General features: G+C 33.7%; 20 protein-coding genes, 2 other RNA genes and 3 pseudogenes. 9 read left to right on the plus strand and 16 right to left on the minus strand.

The genetic code is table 11. The features are described from left to right. Positions 1-25: 25 nt before the first annotated feature. The 4 genes from dnaN to OPR52_RS07075 all read right to left on the minus strand — a co-directional run bounded on the left by dnaN (position 26) and on the right by OPR52_RS07075 (position 3,695). On the minus strand, positions 26-1,183 hold the full coding sequence (gene dnaN, locus OPR52_RS07060) for a DNA polymerase III subunit beta (RefSeq protein ID WP_265038148.1): 1,158 nt from the start codon (positions 1,181-1,183) through the stop codon (positions 26-28). Between the two features lie 123 nt (positions 1,184-1,306). After that, entirely contained in the window at positions 1,307-1,804 is a 498-nt protein-coding gene (locus tag OPR52_RS07065) for an invasion associated locus B family protein (protein ID WP_006279310.1), read from the minus strand. Next, positions 1,797-2,690, minus strand: coding sequence for an RNA polymerase factor sigma-32 (locus tag OPR52_RS07070; protein WP_041582625.1), 894 nt, complete (start codon positions 2,688-2,690; stop codon positions 1,797-1,799). Before OPR52_RS07070 ends, OPR52_RS07065 begins: the two co-directional genes overlap by 8 nt. 318 nt (positions 2,691-3,008) lie before the next feature. Beyond that, positions 3,009-3,695 (minus strand): acyloxyacyl hydrolase, encoded by a 687-nt coding sequence (locus tag OPR52_RS07075; protein WP_265038150.1) that lies wholly within the window; start codon positions 3,693-3,695, stop codon positions 3,009-3,011. A gap of 413 nt (positions 3,696-4,108) precedes the next feature. Here OPR52_RS07075 and OPR52_RS07950 point away from each other — a divergent pair. Beyond that, positions 4,109-5,057 (plus strand): annotated as a pseudogene (locus OPR52_RS07950) (IS5 family transposase). 318 nt (positions 5,058-5,375) lie between these two features. Here OPR52_RS07950 and OPR52_RS07090 read toward each other — a convergent pair. The 3 genes from OPR52_RS07090 to ffs form a co-directional block, all read right to left on the minus strand. Continuing rightward, entirely contained in the window at positions 5,376-5,708 is a 333-nt protein-coding gene (locus OPR52_RS07090) for a YbaB/EbfC family nucleoid-associated protein (protein WP_010963017.1), read from the minus strand. Positions 5,709-5,711: 3 nt separating this feature from the next. Then, entirely contained in the window at positions 5,712-7,313 is a 1,602-nt protein-coding gene (dnaX, locus tag OPR52_RS07095; protein WP_012673353.1) for a DNA polymerase III subunit gamma/tau, read from the minus strand. A gap of 15 nt (positions 7,314-7,328) precedes the next feature. Beyond that, an RNA gene (gene ffs, locus OPR52_RS07100) (signal recognition particle sRNA small type) lies at positions 7,329-7,428 on the minus strand. 232 nt (positions 7,429-7,660) lie between these two features. On the opposite strand from ffs, the pseudogene OPR52_RS07540 reads away from it, so the two are divergent. Next, positions 7,661-7,777 (plus strand): annotated as a pseudogene (locus tag OPR52_RS07540) (WPE palindromic element domain-containing protein); the annotation flags it as partial. 107 nt (positions 7,778-7,884) lie between these two features. Next, complete coding sequence (locus OPR52_RS07110) at positions 7,885-8,538, plus strand: glutathione S-transferase family protein (protein ID WP_065094500.1); 654 nt, start codon at positions 7,885-7,887, stop codon at positions 8,536-8,538. 1 nt (position 8,539) lies between these two features. Here the strand turns inward: OPR52_RS07110 and OPR52_RS07115 are convergent, their stop codons facing one another. Next, on the minus strand, positions 8,540-9,187 hold the full coding sequence (locus tag OPR52_RS07115) for an O-methyltransferase (protein ID WP_010081993.1): 648 nt from the start codon (positions 9,185-9,187) through the stop codon (positions 8,540-8,542). A gap of 250 nt (positions 9,188-9,437) precedes the next feature. Here OPR52_RS07115 and OPR52_RS07120 point away from each other — a divergent pair, with 250 nt between their 5' ends. After that, positions 9,438-9,716 (plus strand): DUF2671 domain-containing protein, encoded by a 279-nt coding sequence (locus OPR52_RS07120; RefSeq protein ID WP_006279425.1) that lies wholly within the window; start codon positions 9,438-9,440, stop codon positions 9,714-9,716. 29 nt (positions 9,717-9,745) lie between these two features. On the opposite strand, the gene OPR52_RS07125 is transcribed toward OPR52_RS07120, so the two are convergent. From OPR52_RS07125 to ssrS, 3 genes are all read right to left on the minus strand, one after another. Beyond that, entirely contained in the window at positions 9,746-10,450 is a 705-nt protein-coding gene (locus tag OPR52_RS07125) for a DsbA family protein (protein ID WP_038199341.1), read from the minus strand. Positions 10,451-10,504: 54 nt separating this feature from the next. Then, on the minus strand, positions 10,505-10,966 hold the full coding sequence (locus OPR52_RS07130) for a type II toxin-antitoxin system RatA family toxin (RefSeq protein WP_010963012.1): 462 nt from the start codon (positions 10,964-10,966) through the stop codon (positions 10,505-10,507). A gap of 19 nt (positions 10,967-10,985) precedes the next feature. Next, positions 10,986-11,146, minus strand: a non-coding RNA gene (gene ssrS / locus OPR52_RS07135) — 6S RNA. A 116-nt stretch (positions 11,147-11,262) separates the two neighbouring features. Between ssrS and OPR52_RS07140 the strand changes: the two genes are divergently transcribed. Further along, positions 11,263-11,853 (plus strand): MlaC/ttg2D family ABC transporter substrate-binding protein, encoded by a 591-nt coding sequence (locus tag OPR52_RS07140; RefSeq protein ID WP_265038154.1) that lies wholly within the window; start codon positions 11,263-11,265, stop codon positions 11,851-11,853. After that, positions 11,850-13,139 carry a bifunctional folylpolyglutamate synthase/dihydrofolate synthase gene (locus OPR52_RS07145; protein WP_265038156.1) on the plus strand — a complete coding sequence of 430 codons (1,290 nt, stop codon included), beginning with the start codon at positions 11,850-11,852 and terminating at the stop codon, positions 13,137-13,139. The genes OPR52_RS07140 and OPR52_RS07145 overlap by 4 nt, the downstream gene beginning before the upstream one ends. Here OPR52_RS07145 and OPR52_RS07150 read toward each other — a convergent pair. Further along, complete coding sequence (locus OPR52_RS07150; RefSeq protein WP_265038158.1) at positions 13,107-13,409, minus strand: hypothetical protein; 303 nt, start codon at positions 13,407-13,409, stop codon at positions 13,107-13,109. The two genes, OPR52_RS07145 and OPR52_RS07150, sit on opposite strands and share 33 nt — an antisense overlap. Positions 13,410-13,458: 49 nt before the next feature. Here OPR52_RS07150 and OPR52_RS07155 point away from each other — a divergent pair. Both OPR52_RS07155 and OPR52_RS07160 read left to right on the plus strand, forming a co-directional pair. Beyond that, a protein-coding gene (locus OPR52_RS07155; RefSeq protein WP_265037751.1) for an IS630 family transposase occupies positions 13,459-14,318 on the plus strand; the annotation gives its coding sequence in 2 pieces (ribosomal slippage) (positions 13,459-13,783 and positions 13,783-14,318; 861 coding nt in all). A 90-nt stretch (positions 14,319-14,408) separates the two neighbouring features. Next, positions 14,409-15,241 (plus strand): annotated as a pseudogene (locus OPR52_RS07160) (IS5 family transposase). Positions 15,242-15,318: 77 nt separating this feature from the next. Here OPR52_RS07160 and OPR52_RS07165 read toward each other — a convergent pair. From OPR52_RS07165 to rlmB, 4 genes are all read right to left on the minus strand, one after another. Beyond that, a complete protein-coding gene (locus OPR52_RS07165; protein ID WP_264723166.1) occupies positions 15,319-16,305 on the minus strand; it encodes a quinone oxidoreductase family protein in 987 nt (328 codons plus the stop codon). Positions 16,306-16,475: 170 nt separating this feature from the next. Then, the gene (locus OPR52_RS07170) at positions 16,476-17,012 is read right to left on the minus strand and encodes a cytochrome c oxidase assembly protein (RefSeq protein ID WP_264723167.1); all 537 of its coding nucleotides are present in this window, start codon (positions 17,010-17,012) and stop codon (positions 16,476-16,478) included. Beyond that, positions 17,013-17,735 (minus strand): Bax inhibitor-1/YccA family protein, encoded by a 723-nt coding sequence (locus OPR52_RS07175; protein WP_010962942.1) that lies wholly within the window; start codon positions 17,733-17,735, stop codon positions 17,013-17,015. Between the two features lie 79 nt (positions 17,736-17,814). Continuing rightward, positions 17,815-18,579, minus strand: coding sequence for a 23S rRNA (guanosine(2251)-2'-O)-methyltransferase RlmB (gene rlmB / locus OPR52_RS07180; RefSeq protein ID WP_265038160.1), 765 nt, complete (start codon positions 18,577-18,579; stop codon positions 17,815-17,817). 92 nt (positions 18,580-18,671) lie between these two features. Between rlmB and OPR52_RS07185 the strand changes: the two genes are divergently transcribed. Next, positions 18,672-19,172 (plus strand): Smr/MutS family protein, encoded by a 501-nt coding sequence (locus OPR52_RS07185; RefSeq protein WP_182319589.1) that lies wholly within the window; start codon positions 18,672-18,674, stop codon positions 19,170-19,172. The last annotated feature ends 87 nt before the right edge of the window (positions 19,173-19,259 follow it).

Consider the following 19,259-nt stretch of genomic DNA (forward strand, 5'->3'; position numbering starts at 1 on the left):
GCTAACAAGCAGCGAGATGACGAGTTTAAGTTCTCATTGGCATCACTACATATAATACACTTGAATCATCTTCATCAGTGATAATTGTAGCACTATTACCATCGGCTAAGCTAAACTTACATTTATTTTTTATGCAAGATAGAATATCAAGCAAATAACGCGAGTTGAACCCTATTTCTATAGGGGCTTCATTGTAGTCCACTTCTATGGATTCAGTTGCATCACTGCACTCTTGGGAGTTTGAATGCAGAGTTAGCAGCTTTTCTTGTAGTGAGAATTTAATAGATTTTACTTTATCAGATACAACAACGGAAACTCGATCTATAACATCTGAAAGTTTTTTACTTTCAATAATCATATGCTTATCTTGAGATGCTGGAATAACTGCTTTATAATTTGGAAAAGTTCCATCTATTAATTTTGATATTAGAATATATTCACCGCATGTAAACTTGATTTTTCTGTCTGAGAGTTTTACATTAATTTCATTACAATCGTCCAATATTTTTAACAGCTCCATAACAGTTTTACGTGGAATGATCACACCAAATTCGCCATTGATGTTCCCAGGCTTTGGCCTCTTTATACATGATAAACGATGGCCATCAGTTGCAACGCAGTACAGAAACTGCTCATCTGTATGTAGATATATTCCATTTAAATTATACCTTGTATCATCTAGTGATACAGCAAATTTTGTTTTAGTTAATAAGTCTATCAGGTCCGTATTTAGTAGAATAAAATCATGTTTATAATTGTCTTCTTCAAGAGCAGGAAAGCTGCTTGAAACTACATTCGGTAAAGAAAAGTTTGCATTTCCGCAAGACATCAATAATTTTCCTTGGTTGTTTACTTCAAAATTGACATCCAAATCAGCGGGTAACTTCTTCACTATGTCATGTAAAGTATGCGCTGAAATTTTTACTTCTCCTTCTGTTAATACGGTTGCAGCAAGTGAGGCAAACATTGAAATGTCAAGATCAGTTGCCATTAATTTTATGCTGCCGTGTTGTGCTTTGATATTTATACACGCCAAAACATCTATTGCATTACGCCTTTCAACCACTCCACTTACTCTGGATAATGTATTTAAAAGACTTGTGCGGCTCACGCTAAAACGCATCTGCTCGCACACAGAATTTTGCTTTTTGATTTCTGTATCTACACCTGCAACCTCTGACATTGCTAACTCTCAAAAATATATTTTAAATGATATCCACATCCCATATAAAGTAAAGTGCTATTTATATTTCCATTGAAAGAGTAGTCTAGTTTATACTATAGCTGGGTATTCTGTTACAATAATTTACTTTGTATGGCATAAATCATGCATTTTTTGATACGCTTTTTGAAAACCAAGTAGGGAATAAGTATCATCAATGGTCACTGTTTTTGTTTTTCCATTAACTACCATTGATAATCCCTGCTTCATTTTTAGAATGAGATCTTGATCTATTTTTGTATGCTCTGCCCACGCAAAACTTCCCTGTATTATGGGCAGTGTATATTTAATTTTTTTGTCGATATTGAGAGCTACAGGCTCCTTATCATACTGAAAACCAGAGGTAACGCTTACCTCATCTGCTTTTTTATCAACATAACTAACCATTACATACGGCTTGCGATTGGTTGTATAATATTCGCTTTTTTTTTTAGGATAGGATACAATATAACATACTTTCTCTCCATCTTCCAATGCAGTATACACGAGCCAATCTTTATATTTTTCCTTCAATTGTACATCACTAACCGATGCAAAAGCGCCTATCGAAAAAAATATTAGAAATATAAAAAAACTACGCATGCAAACAAAATTTCAAACTTTCAGATTGTATATATTGTTTTACCTTAGCCATCGCCTGCTCAGCCAACTGCCTTATTCTTTCTCTTGAAACACAATATTTTTTACTAAGTTCATCCAGAGTTTGAATGTTTTCAGACAAATATCTACTGATAAAAATGTCTCTTGCCCTTTCGTTGAGGCTCGCTAGTGCATTGTTTAAAATTGCTTCTTTTAATTCTTTTTCTTCATGATTCTGATAGGTTACTTCTTGACTAACCAAGTTACATGGGATCATATCTTGTAGCTCCCTTTTAGAGTCATCACCTATTTTTATGCAATCGTTTAGCGACTGATCCTTACAAGCCATACGGTAATTCATCTGCAGAACGTCTCCTTCGGATACAGAAAGCTCATTAGATATTGCTTTTATTTCTTCATTATTTAAGGTTTCCCTGTTTGTATACTGTAAAATTCTTTTTTTTATTTTACGTAAACTAAAAAACAATCTTCTTTGTGCTTGCGTTGTGCCTATTTTCACAAACGACCAAGATTTCAATATAAAGTCTTTTATTGAAGCTTCAATCCACCACACCGCATAAGTTGAAAAACGAAACCCTAAATCAGGATTAAACTTTTTCACTGCATGCATTAAACCCATATTTCCTTCCATGACCAGGTCCATCAACAATAGTCCATAATTTTTGAATTTCATTGCAATTTTCACTACCAAATTCAAATGGCTGGTAATCAATTTATGAGCAGAAGAAACATCCTTATATTGGTTCCAATTTTTTGCTAATCGTACCTCTTCCTCTTGAGACAGCATAGGAAATTTTTGCACCCTAGCAATATATTGCATGAGATTGGTTCTGCTATCGACACATAAGTTTGCCATTGAGGTCAACATAACAACTTAAATTAAAACTTCATGCATATAATATATTGATTTTCCAGCAAAAATTCAAGCTTTGATTTGAAAAAAGTACAAATTTTCCATCTAATTTCTTGGAGACAGTAGGCCGCAGTGTTAGCTAATTGGATAACATTATGTAACTTTAGATGATATTCTACCAGTACAATGGTAAACGTTATAGCTTAAACACATAGCAAATAGTGTTATTCCAGTGCCTTGACACTGGAATCCACATTTCTTTTTTCTAGATCCCAGTGTCATGCTACTTGAATGACAAGAAAAAACCCACTGGGATGACAAGACTGAGATAGACTAAAAATTAAACGCTACTCCAGCTTCTGCACCAACAGTGCTGTAAAGGACTGTATGTCCTCCTTTGTCTTTCTCACCACCGCTTTTATCGAAATTAGCACCATAAGAACCGAAATAACGAGCTCCAGCATAAAGTTTGACTTCTGGAGTTACATCATAACTAACACCAGCTTTTACTTGACCAGCAAAACCAAATTTACTTTTTTGATCATTCACAGCGTCTTTCAAAGGAGTGCTAATATACGCTGCACCAACACCAACACCAACATATGGAGTGATAGGCATATCTTCAATTGCTATATCGTAATAAACGTTAACTAGCCCTGAAATTGCTGTTAAGCTGCCCGCAACAGTATCTGGAGTAAGCACTTCATCATTGTTCACATTCTTGTTTAGCTGTGAATATAGCCCTTCAATATCAACTCTAATGTCGTCCATTTTATAACCAAATGCGGCACCACCTCCTATAAAAGAAGCTTTAAAAGGATTAACATCATCAGTCCCCTTTTTAATTTTCATGTTATCAACTTTTGTGAAAAGAGGTAAAACTTCACCGTTGTATTGCAAACGAACGTAGTAGCTAGTTTCTTCATCACTTATTGGACCAACAGGATCTGAAAAAGCATAGTTTGATAAACTTAGCAACGTTGCTAAAGCGGCTGCTGAAAAAAACTTTTTATAATGCATAATTGTCCTCGTAAAAAAAATTAAAATTCCACTTTAGCAGTCTAAGTAACAACTAAAGTTAAGTCAAGTGCTAACTTAATAACACAAAATATTCTACATTTTAACTAATTTTTAGGAGAAGACAAAGATTTTATTAATGAATAAATACGACTTTTGATTTTTTGGTATAGCTAACACAGGTAAGATTTACTATCGAAAGACCTCGTCATCTCGCTGCTTGTTAGCGGATGAGAAATCCACAACTGTACGAACATTGCAATTTGGGCCTACCAGGAGGGCAATGCCTCTTATCCAAGTACCATCTTCTTGTCATCCCAGTCTGGGATGGCTTTGTTGCATCGCTCAAGTGAAAAGAACTGGCAGTTACTGACAAAATTCATTATAAATAGCCATTTAACTGTTGAAGAAAAAATATGCCACAAAAAATGAGAGTCAGTAACTGCCATGAATATAACAAATTTCTCCAAGAAAGAGGAAGCATTTTTTGTTATATCAATGACGCCATAGAAAATTGGTACGAGAATTGTCCAAAAATGCAGGGCGGCAACTATATTTATAGTGATAAAGTTGTGATTTTGGTGCATATAATCGTCAGTTTCTTTAGAATTGGTTTAAGACAAACAGTCGGGTTTATAAAAGGGTATTTGCAACAAATAGGAAGAGATTTGGCAGTTATCAGCTATTCACAAGCATCAAGAAGGTTTAAGAAACTTAATATTAAGATAAATGATTGCAGAATTGATAAAAATAATATGGAAGATATCGAAATTGCTATAGACAGTACAGGAATTAGTATATACAACAACACTCCTGGTCACAGCAAGGAAAATAGCACTGACAGAAAATATCGTGGCTATGAGCAAACGAGAAAATTGCACGTAATGTTGAATATAAACAACAAAAAAGCCATAGCTGTAAAATACAGTAACGGCTGATCACTATGGAGCTTGTGATTTGCTAAAAGAAGTTGATTTTCAGCATGCCATAAAAGCACTATATGCAGATAGAGCATGTGATAGGCACAAATTTTATAAGTTGTGTAACGAATATGATATAAAGACAAAAATTCCACCAATAAACAATGCGGCAGAACATCCAGAAATAGATTATATGTCTGACAGGAATGCTGCTATTAGGTTAATAAAATTATACGGTGAAGATGGCATGAAAGAATGGAAAAAAGAAGTAAATTATGGGAAAAGATCTTATATTGAAGGGTTTTTCTCAAGATTAAAGCAAATATTCGGATTTAGTTTTAGGAATAAATCTGAGATAAATCGAGAAAAAGAACTGCTAATCAAATGCTATTTGCTTAATAAATTCACTGATATTGGTATGGCTAAATTTGAGATAGTTACATGAATTTACCATAAATCACCATCTCATAAAGTGTGATGCAACAAAGCCGTCTGGGATCCAGGAATTTTATTAAGTTGGTAAGCATAAAAGTAGCCGTTTTATGTTAAAACACAATGTTCTTGATGAGATTACGGCAAGGCTGGATTCCAGACTGGAATGACATCGTTTACTATGTGCCATATTGCAATGTTTGTACAGTTGTGGAATGAATCACGGTATGACGTAGAGCTATGCTAGTATAGGTACATTATATGAAGAAGTACTAGCGTTGGGAATATTAGAAAAAAAATACTTACACTAAAAGAAACTTCAGTAGTAAATTCAAAAAGGAAGTTTAAACCCAGATGGTAAACCCATCATACCTGCAAGATCAGAAGTTGCATTCGCCATATCTTCTTCTGCTTTTTTAACGGCATCATTAAACGCTGCTGTTACTAAATCCTCTACTATATCTTTTTCCTCATTTCTCATAAGTTCTAAGTCTATGTTCACCTTTTTAGCTTTATAGCTACCTATTTTTATGACTTCCACTAATACAGAAACTTTGCCACCACCAGAAATACCTTGAAACTCTTTTCCAACATATTTTTCTTGAGCTTCTGCAAGCTTTTTTTGCATCTCTTGCGCTTGTTTCATTATTTGACTAAAATCCACAACTTACTCCTTATTTTCTATATTAACTACTTTTGCACCTTTAAACGTGTCAAGGATATCCTTAACTGCAGGTGCATAATTTAAATTACTCACTTCCCTGTTTATATAACCTGTATCAACTGCAATAACCCACTCTTGCTGAGTCACCTGGTTTAAGTAATTTTTTAAATCATTGCAAAAATTACTATCCAACTTAGATACAGCTTTTAATTTTAAATATCCAGGTTTACAATCTATTAATTGTAGATTATTACACAGTTGTTTGTAAAGATAAATTTGGTTACTTCGCCTTAATAGTTGCAAAATCTTATCAAAATCGTAATTTTGTTGTTTATTTTCCACATGGATCCCAGTGTCACGCACTGGGATGACAGAGTGGGGTTGTTGTTTACTTTCCACATATTTTTTTGGATCCGAGTAGTCAGCTACTTGGATGACAGAGGGGGAAGGTGCAACAGGTCTGCCCTGTCTATTTCCTTGCTCTACATTCTGCGAAAGAACTTTTTTGATCACCTGTTCCGGAGAAGGCAGATCAGAAAGATAACAGAGGCTAATTAACATCATTTCAGCAGCAACATCGTTGCATGTTGAAGTTTTTATATCTTGAATACCTTTAAGCAACATCTTCCACAATCTCGAAAAAAATATTAAAGATCTCTTTATACTTAAATCTTTTATCCTATTCTTTTCATGCTCTGTAACTGCATTATCAATCTCTTTTGTAATCAAAAAACGGCATACTAACTGAATTGTTTGCAATAGACCTTCAAAAATACTAAGTGGGTTTGCTGTTTTTACCGCCTTGTCAAACACTGATAGAGCTTTCTGTAAATCACCTTCTAATATTGCCCCTAATAGATCGAATATAATATCTTTATCCACTAGGCCAAGTATGTCTGTCACATTTTTAGTGGATATTGCACCATCTTTGCTATATAGCACTGCTTGATTCATCAAAAACAAGGCGTTACGCATTGAATTTCCAGAGTGTCGTGCAATTAATTCTAATGCTCCCTTTTCAATGGAATAACTCTCTTTTTGTGCAACATCATTTAAACGTTCCACTATTTTAGCTACAGGAATGTTGTGTAAATCAAATCTTTGACAACGTGCAATAATAGTTATTGGTATCTTTTTTATTTCCGTAGTTGCTAAAATGAACTTTACACTAGATGGTGGCTCTTCTAGGGTTTTAAGTAATGCGTTAAATGCACTGCTAGATAGCATGTGTACTTCATCTATAATGTAGACTTTGAATTTAGAGCTTATAGGTGAATAGCAAATATCTCCCAGGATTACTTTAATATCGTCAATGCTAGTGTGACTTGCTGCATCGATTTCAATTACATCTGGATGGCTTGAATTTTTTATTGCTAGACAATTTTCACATGATCCGCAAGGTTCAAAAATTGGCCCCAGGGAACAATTCAAACATAAAGCTATTATCCTTGCAGTGGTGGTTTTACCAACTCCACTACTACCAGAGAGCAGTATAGATTGTGGGATTTTGTTTAAAATAAAAGCATTTTCTAATACACGCACTAATATATCTTGACCTACTAGATCTTTGAAGCTACTAGGACGATGTTTTAATGCTATATTCATAGCCTCGGATAAAACAAATAATGAAATAGGTATGCAACCCAAAAAGGTTCTGATATGGCTGCTTCATTTCTGATCTGACCAAATTACAGAGTTTTTGCCTGCATACCTTATAAAATATTATACTTTTTTTTTTATTTAGCAAGGTATATCCTATATTAGCTCTATAATTTGATATGTTAAATTTTTTACAGTGCTATTTTGAAGTAAACAAAAAGTTAGTTGTCATGCAAGTCACTACAAGATTGTCACTCCAATGTTTATTTATGTCATTTCAGCGCTTATTTATGTCATCCCAGTGCCTAGGCATACAGCTGTATGAATGTTGTGATATAAGAGCAATTTTTACCGAAAAGGATGTCATCCCAGTGCTTGACTACTTGGATCCAGAAAACTTAACTGTAAATGAGCGCACTAGGCAATTGTATAACAAGAACTGGATTCCAGTGTCAGCTACTTGCATGACACTACCTGCTACGCAAACTTCTGCGGACTACAAAGAAAGTTCGTACAGTTGTAGGTCAAGCCATAGAGTAACAAAAAAAGGATATTGGTATAACAAAAGAGGAACATTATGATTTTATATCATTTTCCTCTTTGTCCATTTTCACGAAAAGTTAGAGCTTTTCTAAAAGAAAAAAAATTAGGCTGTGATCTAGTGTATGAAAATCCGTGGGAAAAGCGGAATGAATTTATGGAGATCAATCCAACCGGGCAAGTACCAGTGTTAATAGATAATAACTTTGTAATAGCGGATAGTAATGCCATTTGTGAATATATAGAAGAGACTTACAATAGCGACGTCAAATTACTTGGTTCATCCACTATTATTAAGTCTAAAATACGCGCTCTAATCAATTGGTTCGATAACAAATTTTACAATGAAGTTACTAAGTATATTATGAATGAAAAAGTAATTACTAACCGCAGCCCTGACTCTAGATTTCTTCATGCAGCTCAGCATAACCTACCTTGCCATATGGAATACATCGAACACTTAATTAACAAGAACGTTTGGCTTGCAACTGATAAGTTCACTTTAGCTGATATTACTTTAGCATCGCATATTTCCGTAATGGATTATGTAAGTAGTTTTCCATGGGAAAAAAGTAAAATTTTAAAAGAATGGTACTCCATTGTTAAATCAAAGCCTTGTTTTCGTGAGATATTATTAGAGAGGATTTCTGGTTTAATCCCTCCTAAACATTATGCTGACCTTGATTTTTAACTTATGTTAGCTTTAAAGCTACAGTCATTCCTTCATCAGTTGGAATCAATATAGAGAAATATTTTTTTTCATCTGATAATCTATTATTAAACTCCCTCATGGCATGCCATGATTTTTCTGATACTTCTTTTGGAGGCGATTCTAAAAATACTGTGTTAAACAATAGAGTGTTATCTGCAACGATTAGCCCATCTTGTTTAATGTATGACTCTGCCCAATCTAAATACTTAGGATAACTACTTTTGTCAGCATCAATAAATATCATGTCAAATGGTGCTTTTGCTGATAATTCATTAATTTTTTCCAGTGCATCGCCTTCTATTAGAGTAATTTTATCACTTAGATTAAAAGCACTAAAATTTTTTTTTGCTATTCTTGAGTGTTGAGGATTATTTTCTATTGTATATATATGACCGTCTTTTAGTAGAGCTTTTGCCATGCAAATCGACGAGTAACCGTATAACGTGCCAATCTCAACAATACTTTTGATTTTTTGGATTTTTATAAATAAACTTAATAGCTTTCCTTCTTCAGGGCCAATTTGAATATGTTGCTTTTTTTCAAGAATACAATATTCTTCTATTTTTTTATATTCTTTTGCAAATAGATTTCTTATGTATGACAATTTTATACTAAAATTATTACGCATATATTATAAATTAGGGAGACTTAATTCATACACAATTTATAAATATAATAATATAGTTTAAAATAATAAAAACATTTATTTTAAGTTATTATTTCATAGTATAAAATTTTAAGTGACAAAAATTATTATATATCGTACTATAGTTAACTAGTATAATAAACAGTCGATTATTATGCTAGAATTAAAGGGATTGTTTATGCGCATTTCTCTTTTTAAAATATAATTTTTATAATCAATTAGAGGGGGTTATATGTCTTATACTATTGCTGGTGAAGTTGAAACGTTAAACAAAAAATCTAACAAGAATGAAGGGGTTATGTTACTACATAATCCAGCTTATCGTGAAAAGTATAAAGAACGTTTTGATGAAGCTCAGAGAAAAGTTATGGATATGGTTCAGTTTTATGATGGGACAATAGTATTAATAGAGAATAAAATCGCTATGTATTACTACACTTGGCACAGTAAAAAAAGAGAGTTTGAGCGTAAAAAACAACAAACAGTAGTGAAAAACAATGACTCAGCATAGAGTCTTTTATATGGTAAGCTACAGTGGTATTACTTCACTATAGCTTTTCCATATAATTTATCTATCACATTAGTGAAATATTTCAGCTCTTTATACCCTCCATGTTTAACTTTATTATGCTCTATATATGATTTATCATCGTTAAGCTTGATGAAAAATATTGGAGTGGCTGTGATACCAAGTTTATTAATTGCCAGTGATTTATCATTTACGATTTTATCCATTATTTTCTTATCATTAATGCATTGGTTAAATGCATCTTGCTTTAAGTTGCTTAGTGCAGCAATTCTTTGTAGTAAAGTCAAATCACTTAAATTGTAGTAATTCCACGAATCTATTGAGTTAAAAACAGCTTTGTTAAAATTAAAGTAGTCTTCTTGTTTTTCGTAGCAATGACTTAGCATTGCAGCCTTTAGCCCTCTGTAATCCAAAGGAAAATGACGAAATATATATAACATCTTACCTGTGTCTATATATTTCTCTTTAATTTTAGGAAAAACATTCCTATGAAAAAGAGAGCAGTGATAACAAGTTAATGAAGCATATTCTATCATTAGAATTGGTGCTTTTGGATCTCCTAATAATTTATCATTAGGTAATGGCGATAATAGCTCATTTGATGTTATTTCATTGGGTTTTTTTTGAATGTATTGGTTATCGGATAAATCTTGCTTAACAACTGCATAAGAATTAACACTTATGAAAATTAATAAAAACAATAGTCTAAAAATCATTACAATATAAACACTTAACTTACTAAAAAAAATTATACATTTATATTAATAATGTCAAGATAACTTTTGTTTAGCAAGGCTTTCAGCCCTATCTTTAAATGCAGCAATTATTTTACTTTGTGTATACTTATATACTGAGTTTAATAAAGTGGAAAATGAGTTGGACTTAAACTTAAACTCTATATAAAACTTTACCATAGTTTTATTTTCATCTATGGGAATGAATTGCCATTCATTGTATAGATGTTTAAATATTCCATTTGATGATACAGCTTTTATCCAACCTTCATTTGTTCCACTTGGAGAAAGAGAAGTAACTTCTGATGTATATCTACCTTTAATTCCATGAAAAGCTGCGAGGAGATCCACAACCATTTGGTTGTTAATTTTTTCTTTTATATAAACGGCTTTGCACCAAGGAACAAAATCAGGATACCTTTCAACATCAATTACAATTTGGAATACTTCATTAGGCAAACATAGGAAAACACCCTGTTCTTTGTATTGATGAAGCATAAATGTTAAACCAATCAAAATAGGATCCGTATCTACCGTCAGCCTTAGTAGATTCCTGAGACTAAAGTTAAGGTGGGCATCGCGTATCAATTTCAACGAAATTAACAGAGGCAATTCCCTTGACTAGAAATTATCGCTCGGGAAATTTAACTTAACTCATAACGCATAGAACAGACCCTTAATTAATTGTAGATGATTTATACAAGGTGTGTCTATAGATATATTAAAGCTAGCGATTATTATTTAATCTTTATTAAACTTTGCATTCTAAGTATCATAGCTAATAAATATATCTTATGAACATTACTAAAGTTTTAACTATCATTGTTTTTATTGTAATTTCTTCAAGTGCTTACACTAATTGTACAGATCACAAAATTTTTGTGCATACTATGAAGCAACAAGTGGATGGTATATCTACAAAGGAGAATAAAAAAAACCGGGAATGTGTGCAAAAAAAGCTTCAGGAGGCCATTCAAAACAATGTTAACCTCAAAGGAATATCGCAATTCGTCATAGGAAAACATTGGGCTTTAGTTAAACAAAAAGAAAAAGAAGATTTTTTAAGAGAGTATGAAGTGTATCTTACGCGTTTGTGCGTTAAAATTTTATATAAATACATGCATGATAGTGAAATGATCATAATGAGTACAAAAGCAGTTGACGATGAAACTTGCTTAATTGGTACAAGATTTTCTTACGGTGATGAAGAATTTACAAATATTGATTTTAAAGTTACTAAAAATAACAGTTCTTTCTTGATAAGTGATGTTGTAATGAGTGGAATAAGTATTGCTATTAATCAACGTTATCAATTTAGTGAAAAAATCGACACGCATGGCATAGCAAGCGTTATAGCTGAATTAAAATGCAATAACAATCCATGATATATATGCCTCATTGGCCTAAGCCACTTGGTAGCAGGCCGAATGATTTTTCTCTTGATCGCATAAAAGGCTTTCTTAGCAAACTAGATAACCCCGAGAAAAAAGTGCCTCCCGTAATTCATATAGCTGGAACTAATGGGAAAGGCTCAACACTAGCATTTATAAGATATATAATGCAAGCAGCAGGGTATAAGGTACACGCATACACTTCTCCACATTTAGTGAGTTTTAATGAGAGGATAGTGATAGCCGGCAGCTATATCGACGATAATAAATTATATAGCTTATTAGAAGAATGTCGTGCAGTAATTGCAGAACAACCTATCACTCTGTTTGAAGCTGCAACTATTGCAGCTTTTTTAGCTTTTTCTCGTCATAAAGCCGATATAACTTTAGTTGAAGTGGGTATGGGTGGAAGGCTTGATGCAACAAATGTTATAGATAATCCGATTTTAACAATAATTACTTCCATTGCACTTGATCATACGGAATATCTTGGCCCTACTGTAGAAATTATAGCAGGTGAAAAGGCTGGAATAATGAAACCTAATGTTCCTTGCGTAATAGCACCGCAAGAAAAATCTATAGTGAACACGCTAGAACACCACGCAATAAATAAGAAATCTCCCTTGTATAGAGGAGGTCTTGAATGGAATTGCAAAAAAAAGAACAACAAAATGGTTTTTCAATCAGCTATTCAATCAATAGAATTTCCTTTGCCATCTTTAAAGGGTGATCATCAGGTGATTAATGCAGGCAATGCTATTGCAGCATGTAGTATTTTAAGTGGAAAGTATGAATTTGATATTGGAGAAGAGGATATCACTTCAGGTTTACAGTGCACTTATTGGCCTGCACGGCTAGAGTCTATAAAAGAAGGTAATTTAATTTTCCTACTACCGAAAGATTGGCAATTATTTTTAGATGGTGCACACAATAATGATGGTGCTAGAGTACTATCTCAGTGGGTAAAAGATAATTTTGCTGAAGGTATTTATATGGTTTTTGGTGTTACTAGTAACAGAAATGTGGAAGAGTTCTTAGAGCACTTAAAGCCATATATCAAGCTACTATGTGCGGTTTGTGTTAAGTCTGAACCTAAAGCAACAAATACAAATTTGATTAGGGAAAAAGCCAATAACATAGGAATAAAAGCAGTTGAATGTGAATCAATTGGCGATGCAATATCAAATCACATATTAAAAGCCTCTACCCAAAACGTCAAAACCATACTAATCTGTGGCTCATTGTTCCTAGCTAGAGACTTCGCTATGGAGAATAGCTAACTTTGATGATATTAACTGACCGATGGGGAAATAACTTTGATTGCTCATAGTACTGCTTGGCTTTTCGTTATCGACTTCTATAAACTGATCATCACCTTTAAATTGCTCCTCAATTGAATTTATAGCTGTCTTTTTGAGAATATAATTACTTGCAGCATTTAAAATAGGTGAAGTAACAATTAAAAGCGTGAATGGTAATGAAAGTAATAAGCCGGATAACATCATAGAGTTAGTTATACCAAAGCCGTTGGCAACTATAGCTCTTTCCATAAAAGTCCGGATGTGATAGGATAAGGGTAGATGATGATAAGGAGGTTGAATGCCAGCAGCATATAGTTATGATTTAAGAAAAAAAGCAATGGAAGCGCTAGACGAAGGAGAAAGCAGAGAAACAGTGGCAGCAAGATTTAAGATTGGACGAACTACTTTATGGGAGTGGCAGCAAAGAAGAAAAGAAACAGGAGACTTTCAATCAAAAAAACTTGGAAATGGGGGTTACAATCACAAAATTACCGACTGGGATACCTTTGCCAAATTTGCCAGAGAACACGGAGGAAAGACTCTATCGGAAATGGCTAAACTTTGGAACAACGTTAGTATCCAAACGATCTATCGAGCCCTTAAAAAAATTGAATTTACGCGCAAAAAAAGACATATGGATACAAGGAAAGAAACGAAGAAAAACGTGCTGAATTTTTGAAAATTATAGCGACAAAAGAACCTAAAAACTTAGTGTATATAGATGAGTCTGGCATTGATAACACCGAAGACTACCCCTACGGATATTGCCAGAAAGGACAGCGGTTTTATGCCTTAAAATCTGGAAAGAAAACTCAACGAATCAGTATGGTTGCAGCCTTAAGTGGAAGAAAGATAGTTGTTCCGTTAACCTTTGAAGGCCACTGTAATATGGATGTTTTTAATGGATGGTTTGAGCAATTTTTGACACCGATCTTGGAACCTGGACAGACTGTCATTCTTGACAATGCTACTTTTCATAAGTCTGATAAGATTATCGAGCTTGCTAAAGGGGTTGGTGCAGAAATTTTGTATCTGCCGCCTTATTCTCCAGATTTCAACAAAATTGAGCATCATTGGTTTGCTATAAAAAACAGAGCCAGGAAAAACATTCCTCTATTCGAATCCTTTCGTCGTGCTGTTGATTCTGCCTTCCTATGACCTGTTCGGACTATTATGAGAAATGCTATATGAGGTTGTCCGGAAACAAGTAAAAGGCTATAATATCTGAAATTTTAGTACGGGGTAAAGATGAGAAAAAAGTATCCAACAGATCTAAGCGAAAGGGAATGGGCAAGAATAGAAAAACACTTCAGAGTATCATACAAGAAAGGAGGAAGGCCGCCAAAGTATAGCAAAAGAGAAATATTAGAAGCAATTTTCTATGTATTGCGTACAGGGTGTCAATGGCGGTATTTACCAAATGATTTTCCGCTATGGAAGACTGTGTATGAGCAGTTCAGGCAATGGAAGAAGCAGGGAATTTTTGAGAAAATGAATTATGAAATTACAAAATATAGTAGAAGAAAAATAGGAAGGAATGAGCAGCCGAGTGCCTGTATAGTAGATAGTCAATCTGTAAAGACTACAGAAAAGGGGGGATCAAAGGCTATGATGGAAGTAAAAAAGTAAAGGGTAGAAAAAGGCATATAATTACAGACACTCAGGGTTTTATACTAGGTTGTTACGTAGGCGCTGCTAACGAAAATGATAGAGATGGTATTAAAATAGCATTAAACAATATGAGAACAAAATATACTAAAGTTAAAAAAATGTGGGCTGACATGGGATACCAAGGAAGAAATTTAAAGAATCACATAAAGGAAGAATATGACATAGATATTGAAATTGTTAAAAGGCCTACATGTAGATTTTGGGTGCACAAAGATACGCCACCTGAGCTACTACCAACAAGAGAACAAGGGTTTAAAGTACAGCCAAGAAGATGGGTTGTAGAAAGGACTTTTGCTTGGGTTAATAGGAATAGAAGGCTATCGAAGGAGTATGATTTACTCACAACATCCACTGAGAATTTCATATACCTAGCTATGAGTAGGGTTATGTTAAAGAGGGAATATGCTTGAATTTACTTGTTTCCGGACAACCTCTAAATATGTGAAATTCTAGTTGATATAATTTAATGAATGGTTAATTTTAACTATTAATTTATTTGAGAGATTTTAATAATATTTAACCCACTCGTTTTTCTATTTTCCATATCGTGATGGGCTTGAATTATTTCATCAAGTTTATATTTTTTATTGATCCGTACAGTTAAAAGTTTTTTTCTTATCATCTCGAAGATTTCCATTGTGGTAAGCACTAATGTGAATCTATCATGCTTATAATGGTATATTGAGGTTCCAGTTGCAAATAACGAACGTGAACTAAGTAAAGAAAAACTAATAGGAGCGTTACCTGATATCTGCCCATAGGAAACGTATATGCCGAACCTGCCTAAAGATTCAAAAGAGAGCTTACTTGTAGCGTAACCTATGGGGTCATACACTGCACCTACTCCTCTGTTTTGCGTAATCTCCATAATTTTAGAAATGAAGTCTTTATCATTGTAGTTTATTGCGTATGTGCAGCCACTTTGTAAAGCTATCTTCATTTTTTCATCAGAGCTTACAGAACCTATCACTACACCTTTTTTATCCTTTGCCCATTGACATATTATTTGCCCTAAGCCGCCATTAGCTCCATGAACTAGCACGAAAGCACCAGGCCTGATTTTATAAGATTGATTAACTAAATAGTGAGCTGTCATACCTTTAAACAGCACTGCAGCAGCAACTTCATCAGATATGTCATCTGGAATTTTTATCAGATATTTCTGGTGTATAATGCGCTTTTCACAATATGCCCCTGGAGGAGCTGTGCAATATCCAACTCTGTCTCCAACTTTGAATCCATCACTGATTTTTTTACCAAGTTTTTCAATAACCCCAACTGCTTCCACTCCAAGCACTGATGGTAAATTTTTAATTTTGCGTGTACCTTTTCTGTGCTCTAAATCATAACGATTTAAGCCGATAGTTGTGTGACGCACTAAGACTTCCTCGCCTTTTGGCTCACCTATGCTCTTATCTACAAATTCTAATACTTCTGGTCCCCCAGTTTTTTTAATTTGTATAGCTCTAACCATGATGAATATTAAGACAAAAACTTTGATTATGTTATCTAACAATTAATATTTTGCAAAGTTATTGTTTTCACAATCAATAGACTTCTTGCGTTACCTCCTGTCATTCCAGTGTCAGCTACTCGGATGACACCCTATTGATTACTGAAATGACACGGTTTGCAAACATTCTGTTACTTAAGCTTAAAAAACGTGTATGATAGCGTTATTTCACTTAAATCTTTTGTATTACTATCAAGCATTATCTCAGGATCTATATAAAAAGATACGGGCATAGCTGCTTTTTGTTTTGGTAGCAACATTTGTTCTTCAAAACAAAAGCATGCAATTTTATTGAAATACTTACCTGCTTTGAAAGGCGTAACGTTATACACCGCCATTCCAAATGAAGGCTGATCAGATAGATTTTTTGCGTAATAAAACGCTAAACTTTGTTCTCCTATGTTTACATCAACGTAGTTAGTTTCTGATTTAAATTCCCAAGGTAGATCGGACATTATATCAGCATTGAAGTGGACCCTGATTTTTTGGTCAATTGCACTTATTGTTGCATTAGTTACTTTTCTTGTTGTGCCACCATATCCAGTAGCTTTACAAAAAATGCTATATAACGGTACCGATGCATATGCAAGACATAACATCAACACAACTAAAGATACTAAAAAGAAAACTATAGAATTCTTACTGCCTTTCCTTAAAAAGGAAAACATCTAATCCCTATTGTTGAACAAGTTAAGTAACCTGAGTAGATTGAGAAATATATTAATAAAGTCAAAATAAAGATTAGTTGCACCGAGTATTGCCAATTTAGTAGTAGCAACTTCTGATCCGTCATTATGTTTATAATAAACGTCTTTGATTCTTTGAGCATCATACGCAGTCATTAAGGTAAAGACTATTACTGATATGAACGATATTGCAAAGTGGAGAGGACTACTTCCAAGAAATAAATTTACTATAGACGCAATGATTAACCCCCAAACTCCCATAATCAAGAAAGAGCCCATACTTGTAAGATCTCTTTTTGTAGTATTGCCATATAAAGCCATAGAGCCAAACATGATTGATGTAATGAAAAACGCCCTTGCTATATTTTCTGCAGTATAAACTATAAAAACATAAGATAAGGAAAGCCCCATTAACACTGAGAACGAGAAAAATATAGTAACGGCAGACTGAGCACTTAGGTGTTGAATTCTATAAGACATGTAGAACACCAATGCAACCGGAGATAACATTACCACAAGCGATAGAACGGGATTAGAATAAATTACTTGAAAAAGACCAGAAAATACTGTTAAAAATGCAACAAGCCCTGTGACGCCCAAAGCTAAAGCCATGTAATTGTATACTTTAGTTAGGTAACTTCTAAGCCCAGCGCTATAGTAAACGCCTTGAGAGCGAATATCCTGTTCATTTCTCATATAAGACATAATATAACTCCTTTTGTCCATTATTTAACACATTATAATATAAAACCACATTTTTATCAAGTGTTTTTATTATAAACAGCTATGCGCTGGCATTTGTTTTAATATAAATAGAATATAGGCCTATTGCTGCTGCATTTGAAACATTTAAGCTGTCAATTACGTTTGATATTGGGATCTTTAAAAGATAATCACAATTTTCTTTAACTAACCTCCGCATTCCTTTCTCTTCAGAACCCAAAATAATTACTCTTTTTTTCTCAAAACTCTTTATTTCATCTATATTTTCTTTAGTATTGCAATCAAACCCATAACACCAGTAACCGACCTTTTTTAAATACTGCATAGTTTTTACTATATTTGTAACGTATATTAGTGGGACAATATCCAATGCTCCACTTGCTGCTTTTGCAATAGATGCATTTTCACTTGGTGAATGGTTATGTGGTAAAACCAATGCGTCGACATTAAAACAAGCTGAAGTTCTTAAAATCGACCCAATATTGTGCGTGTCAGTGACTTGATCTAAAATGACTATAGTAGAGCTATCGTTCGAGCTTTCAGCTATTTCTTCAATGCTTAAGTTATAAAGAATAGGGGCAACATTTAAAGCAATTCCCTGATGGTTAGCACCTTTGGGTAAAACGTCATTAAGTATTTTGCTTTCTACTAATCGAACTTTAATGCCCTTACTGTCTACACATTGCCTAATTTCTTTTTTGTGCTCTCTATAGAAATTTTCTGTTGCTAACAGTTCTATACACCGCCTATTTTTATTCTTCAGTGCTGACATGCAGGTGTGCTTTCCATACAGCCAAAAATTCTCATTAGTTTTTGACGATTTCATCGTATTATTGAAAATCTGGTTTTTATAGAATAAGCAACATTTTACTATGTTTGGATATTGTTGTAAAATTATACAATTCGATTAATGCGTTTATGTCGGACGATGAGTTGGATTGGCAAAAAAATGTTAAGCCAATAGAATGTGGAAAAGTTACTTTGAAAGTTGATCATAAAGTAAATATAAAGTCTATGGTTGATAAAGGTACCTCCGACTTACAAGGGAATTTTCTTAATACCAATAATAGTAACTCATCATTTTGTCTTGACCAAAACACAAAATCAAAAGTTGATAGGGGTAAATATTTTATAAGCGATAAGCTCGATTTGCATGGCTATAATATAGAGGATGCTTACTGTAAATTGATAGATTTTATTATCAAAAATTATCGAGCAGGAAATAGATGTTTATTGGTAATTACGGGATACGGCAGTGCAACAAACAAAACAGACACTATAAAGAGTAACTTAAATAAATGGTTAAATGACACTAAAATCCAGCATATGGTTCTATACTACCAACAAGCTACGAAAAAACATGGTGGTAAAGGGGCTTTTTATGTTTTATTAAGAAGGAATAAAAACCTTGAGTCCTGATACTTAAAATTCCTTTTAAGCCTTAATTTTTCTTGTATAACCATACAGTGTTCGGCAGCGCGTGACGCACAACTGTGCGAACATTGT

This window comes from Wolbachia endosymbiont (group A) of Hylaeus communis, from assembly GCF_947251915.1.
Taxonomy (GTDB): domain Bacteria; phylum Pseudomonadota; class Alphaproteobacteria; order Rickettsiales; family Anaplasmataceae; genus Wolbachia; species Wolbachia pipientis.

What these genes read in the sequence shown, in the direction of transcription:
- dnaN (WP_265038148.1), bottom strand. Translation starts at nt 1,183, where the DNA reads ATGTCAGAGGTTGCAGGTGTAGATACAGAAATCAAAAAGCAAAATTCT.
- OPR52_RS07065 (WP_006279310.1), bottom strand. Translation starts at nt 1,804, where the DNA reads ATGCGTAGTTTTTTTATATTTCTAATATTTTTTTCGATAGGCGCTTTT.
- OPR52_RS07070 (WP_041582625.1), bottom strand. Translation starts at nt 2,690, where the DNA reads ATGTTGACCTCAATGGCAAACTTATGTGTCGATAGCAGAACCAATCTC.
- OPR52_RS07075 (WP_265038150.1), bottom strand. Translation starts at nt 3,695, where the DNA reads ATGCATTATAAAAAGTTTTTTTCAGCAGCCGCTTTAGCAACGTTGCTA.
- dnaX (WP_012673353.1), bottom strand. Translation starts at nt 7,313, where the DNA reads ATGAATATAGCATTAAAACATCGTCCTAGTAGCTTCAAAGATCTAGTA.
- OPR52_RS07110 (WP_065094500.1), top strand. Translation starts at nt 7,885, where the DNA reads ATGATTTTATATCATTTTCCTCTTTGTCCATTTTCACGAAAAGTTAGA.
- OPR52_RS07115 (WP_010081993.1), bottom strand. Translation starts at nt 9,187, where the DNA reads ATGCGTAATAATTTTAGTATAAAATTGTCATACATAAGAAATCTATTT.
- OPR52_RS07120 (WP_006279425.1), top strand. Translation starts at nt 9,438, where the DNA reads ATGTCTTATACTATTGCTGGTGAAGTTGAAACGTTAAACAAAAAATCT.
- OPR52_RS07125 (WP_038199341.1), bottom strand. Translation starts at nt 10,450, where the DNA reads ATGATTTTTAGACTATTGTTTTTATTAATTTTCATAAGTGTTAATTCT.
- OPR52_RS07130 (WP_010963012.1), bottom strand. Translation starts at nt 10,966, where the DNA reads ATGCTTCATCAATACAAAGAACAGGGTGTTTTCCTATGTTTGCCTAAT.
- OPR52_RS07140 (WP_265038154.1), top strand. Translation starts at nt 11,263, where the DNA reads ATGAACATTACTAAAGTTTTAACTATCATTGTTTTTATTGTAATTTCT.
- OPR52_RS07145 (WP_265038156.1), top strand. Translation starts at nt 11,850, where the DNA reads ATGATATATATGCCTCATTGGCCTAAGCCACTTGGTAGCAGGCCGAAT.
- OPR52_RS07150 (WP_265038158.1), bottom strand. Translation starts at nt 13,409, where the DNA reads ATGGAAAGAGCTATAGTTGCCAACGGCTTTGGTATAACTAACTCTATG.
- OPR52_RS07165 (WP_264723166.1), bottom strand. Translation starts at nt 16,305, where the DNA reads ATGGTTAGAGCTATACAAATTAAAAAAACTGGGGGACCAGAAGTATTA.
- OPR52_RS07170 (WP_264723167.1), bottom strand. Translation starts at nt 17,012, where the DNA reads ATGTTTTCCTTTTTAAGGAAAGGCAGTAAGAATTCTATAGTTTTCTTT.
- OPR52_RS07175 (WP_010962942.1), bottom strand. Translation starts at nt 17,735, where the DNA reads ATGTCTTATATGAGAAATGAACAGGATATTCGCTCTCAAGGCGTTTAC.
- rlmB (WP_265038160.1), bottom strand. Translation starts at nt 18,579, where the DNA reads ATGAAATCGTCAAAAACTAATGAGAATTTTTGGCTGTATGGAAAGCAC.
- OPR52_RS07185 (WP_182319589.1), top strand. Translation starts at nt 18,672, where the DNA reads ATGTCGGACGATGAGTTGGATTGGCAAAAAAATGTTAAGCCAATAGAA.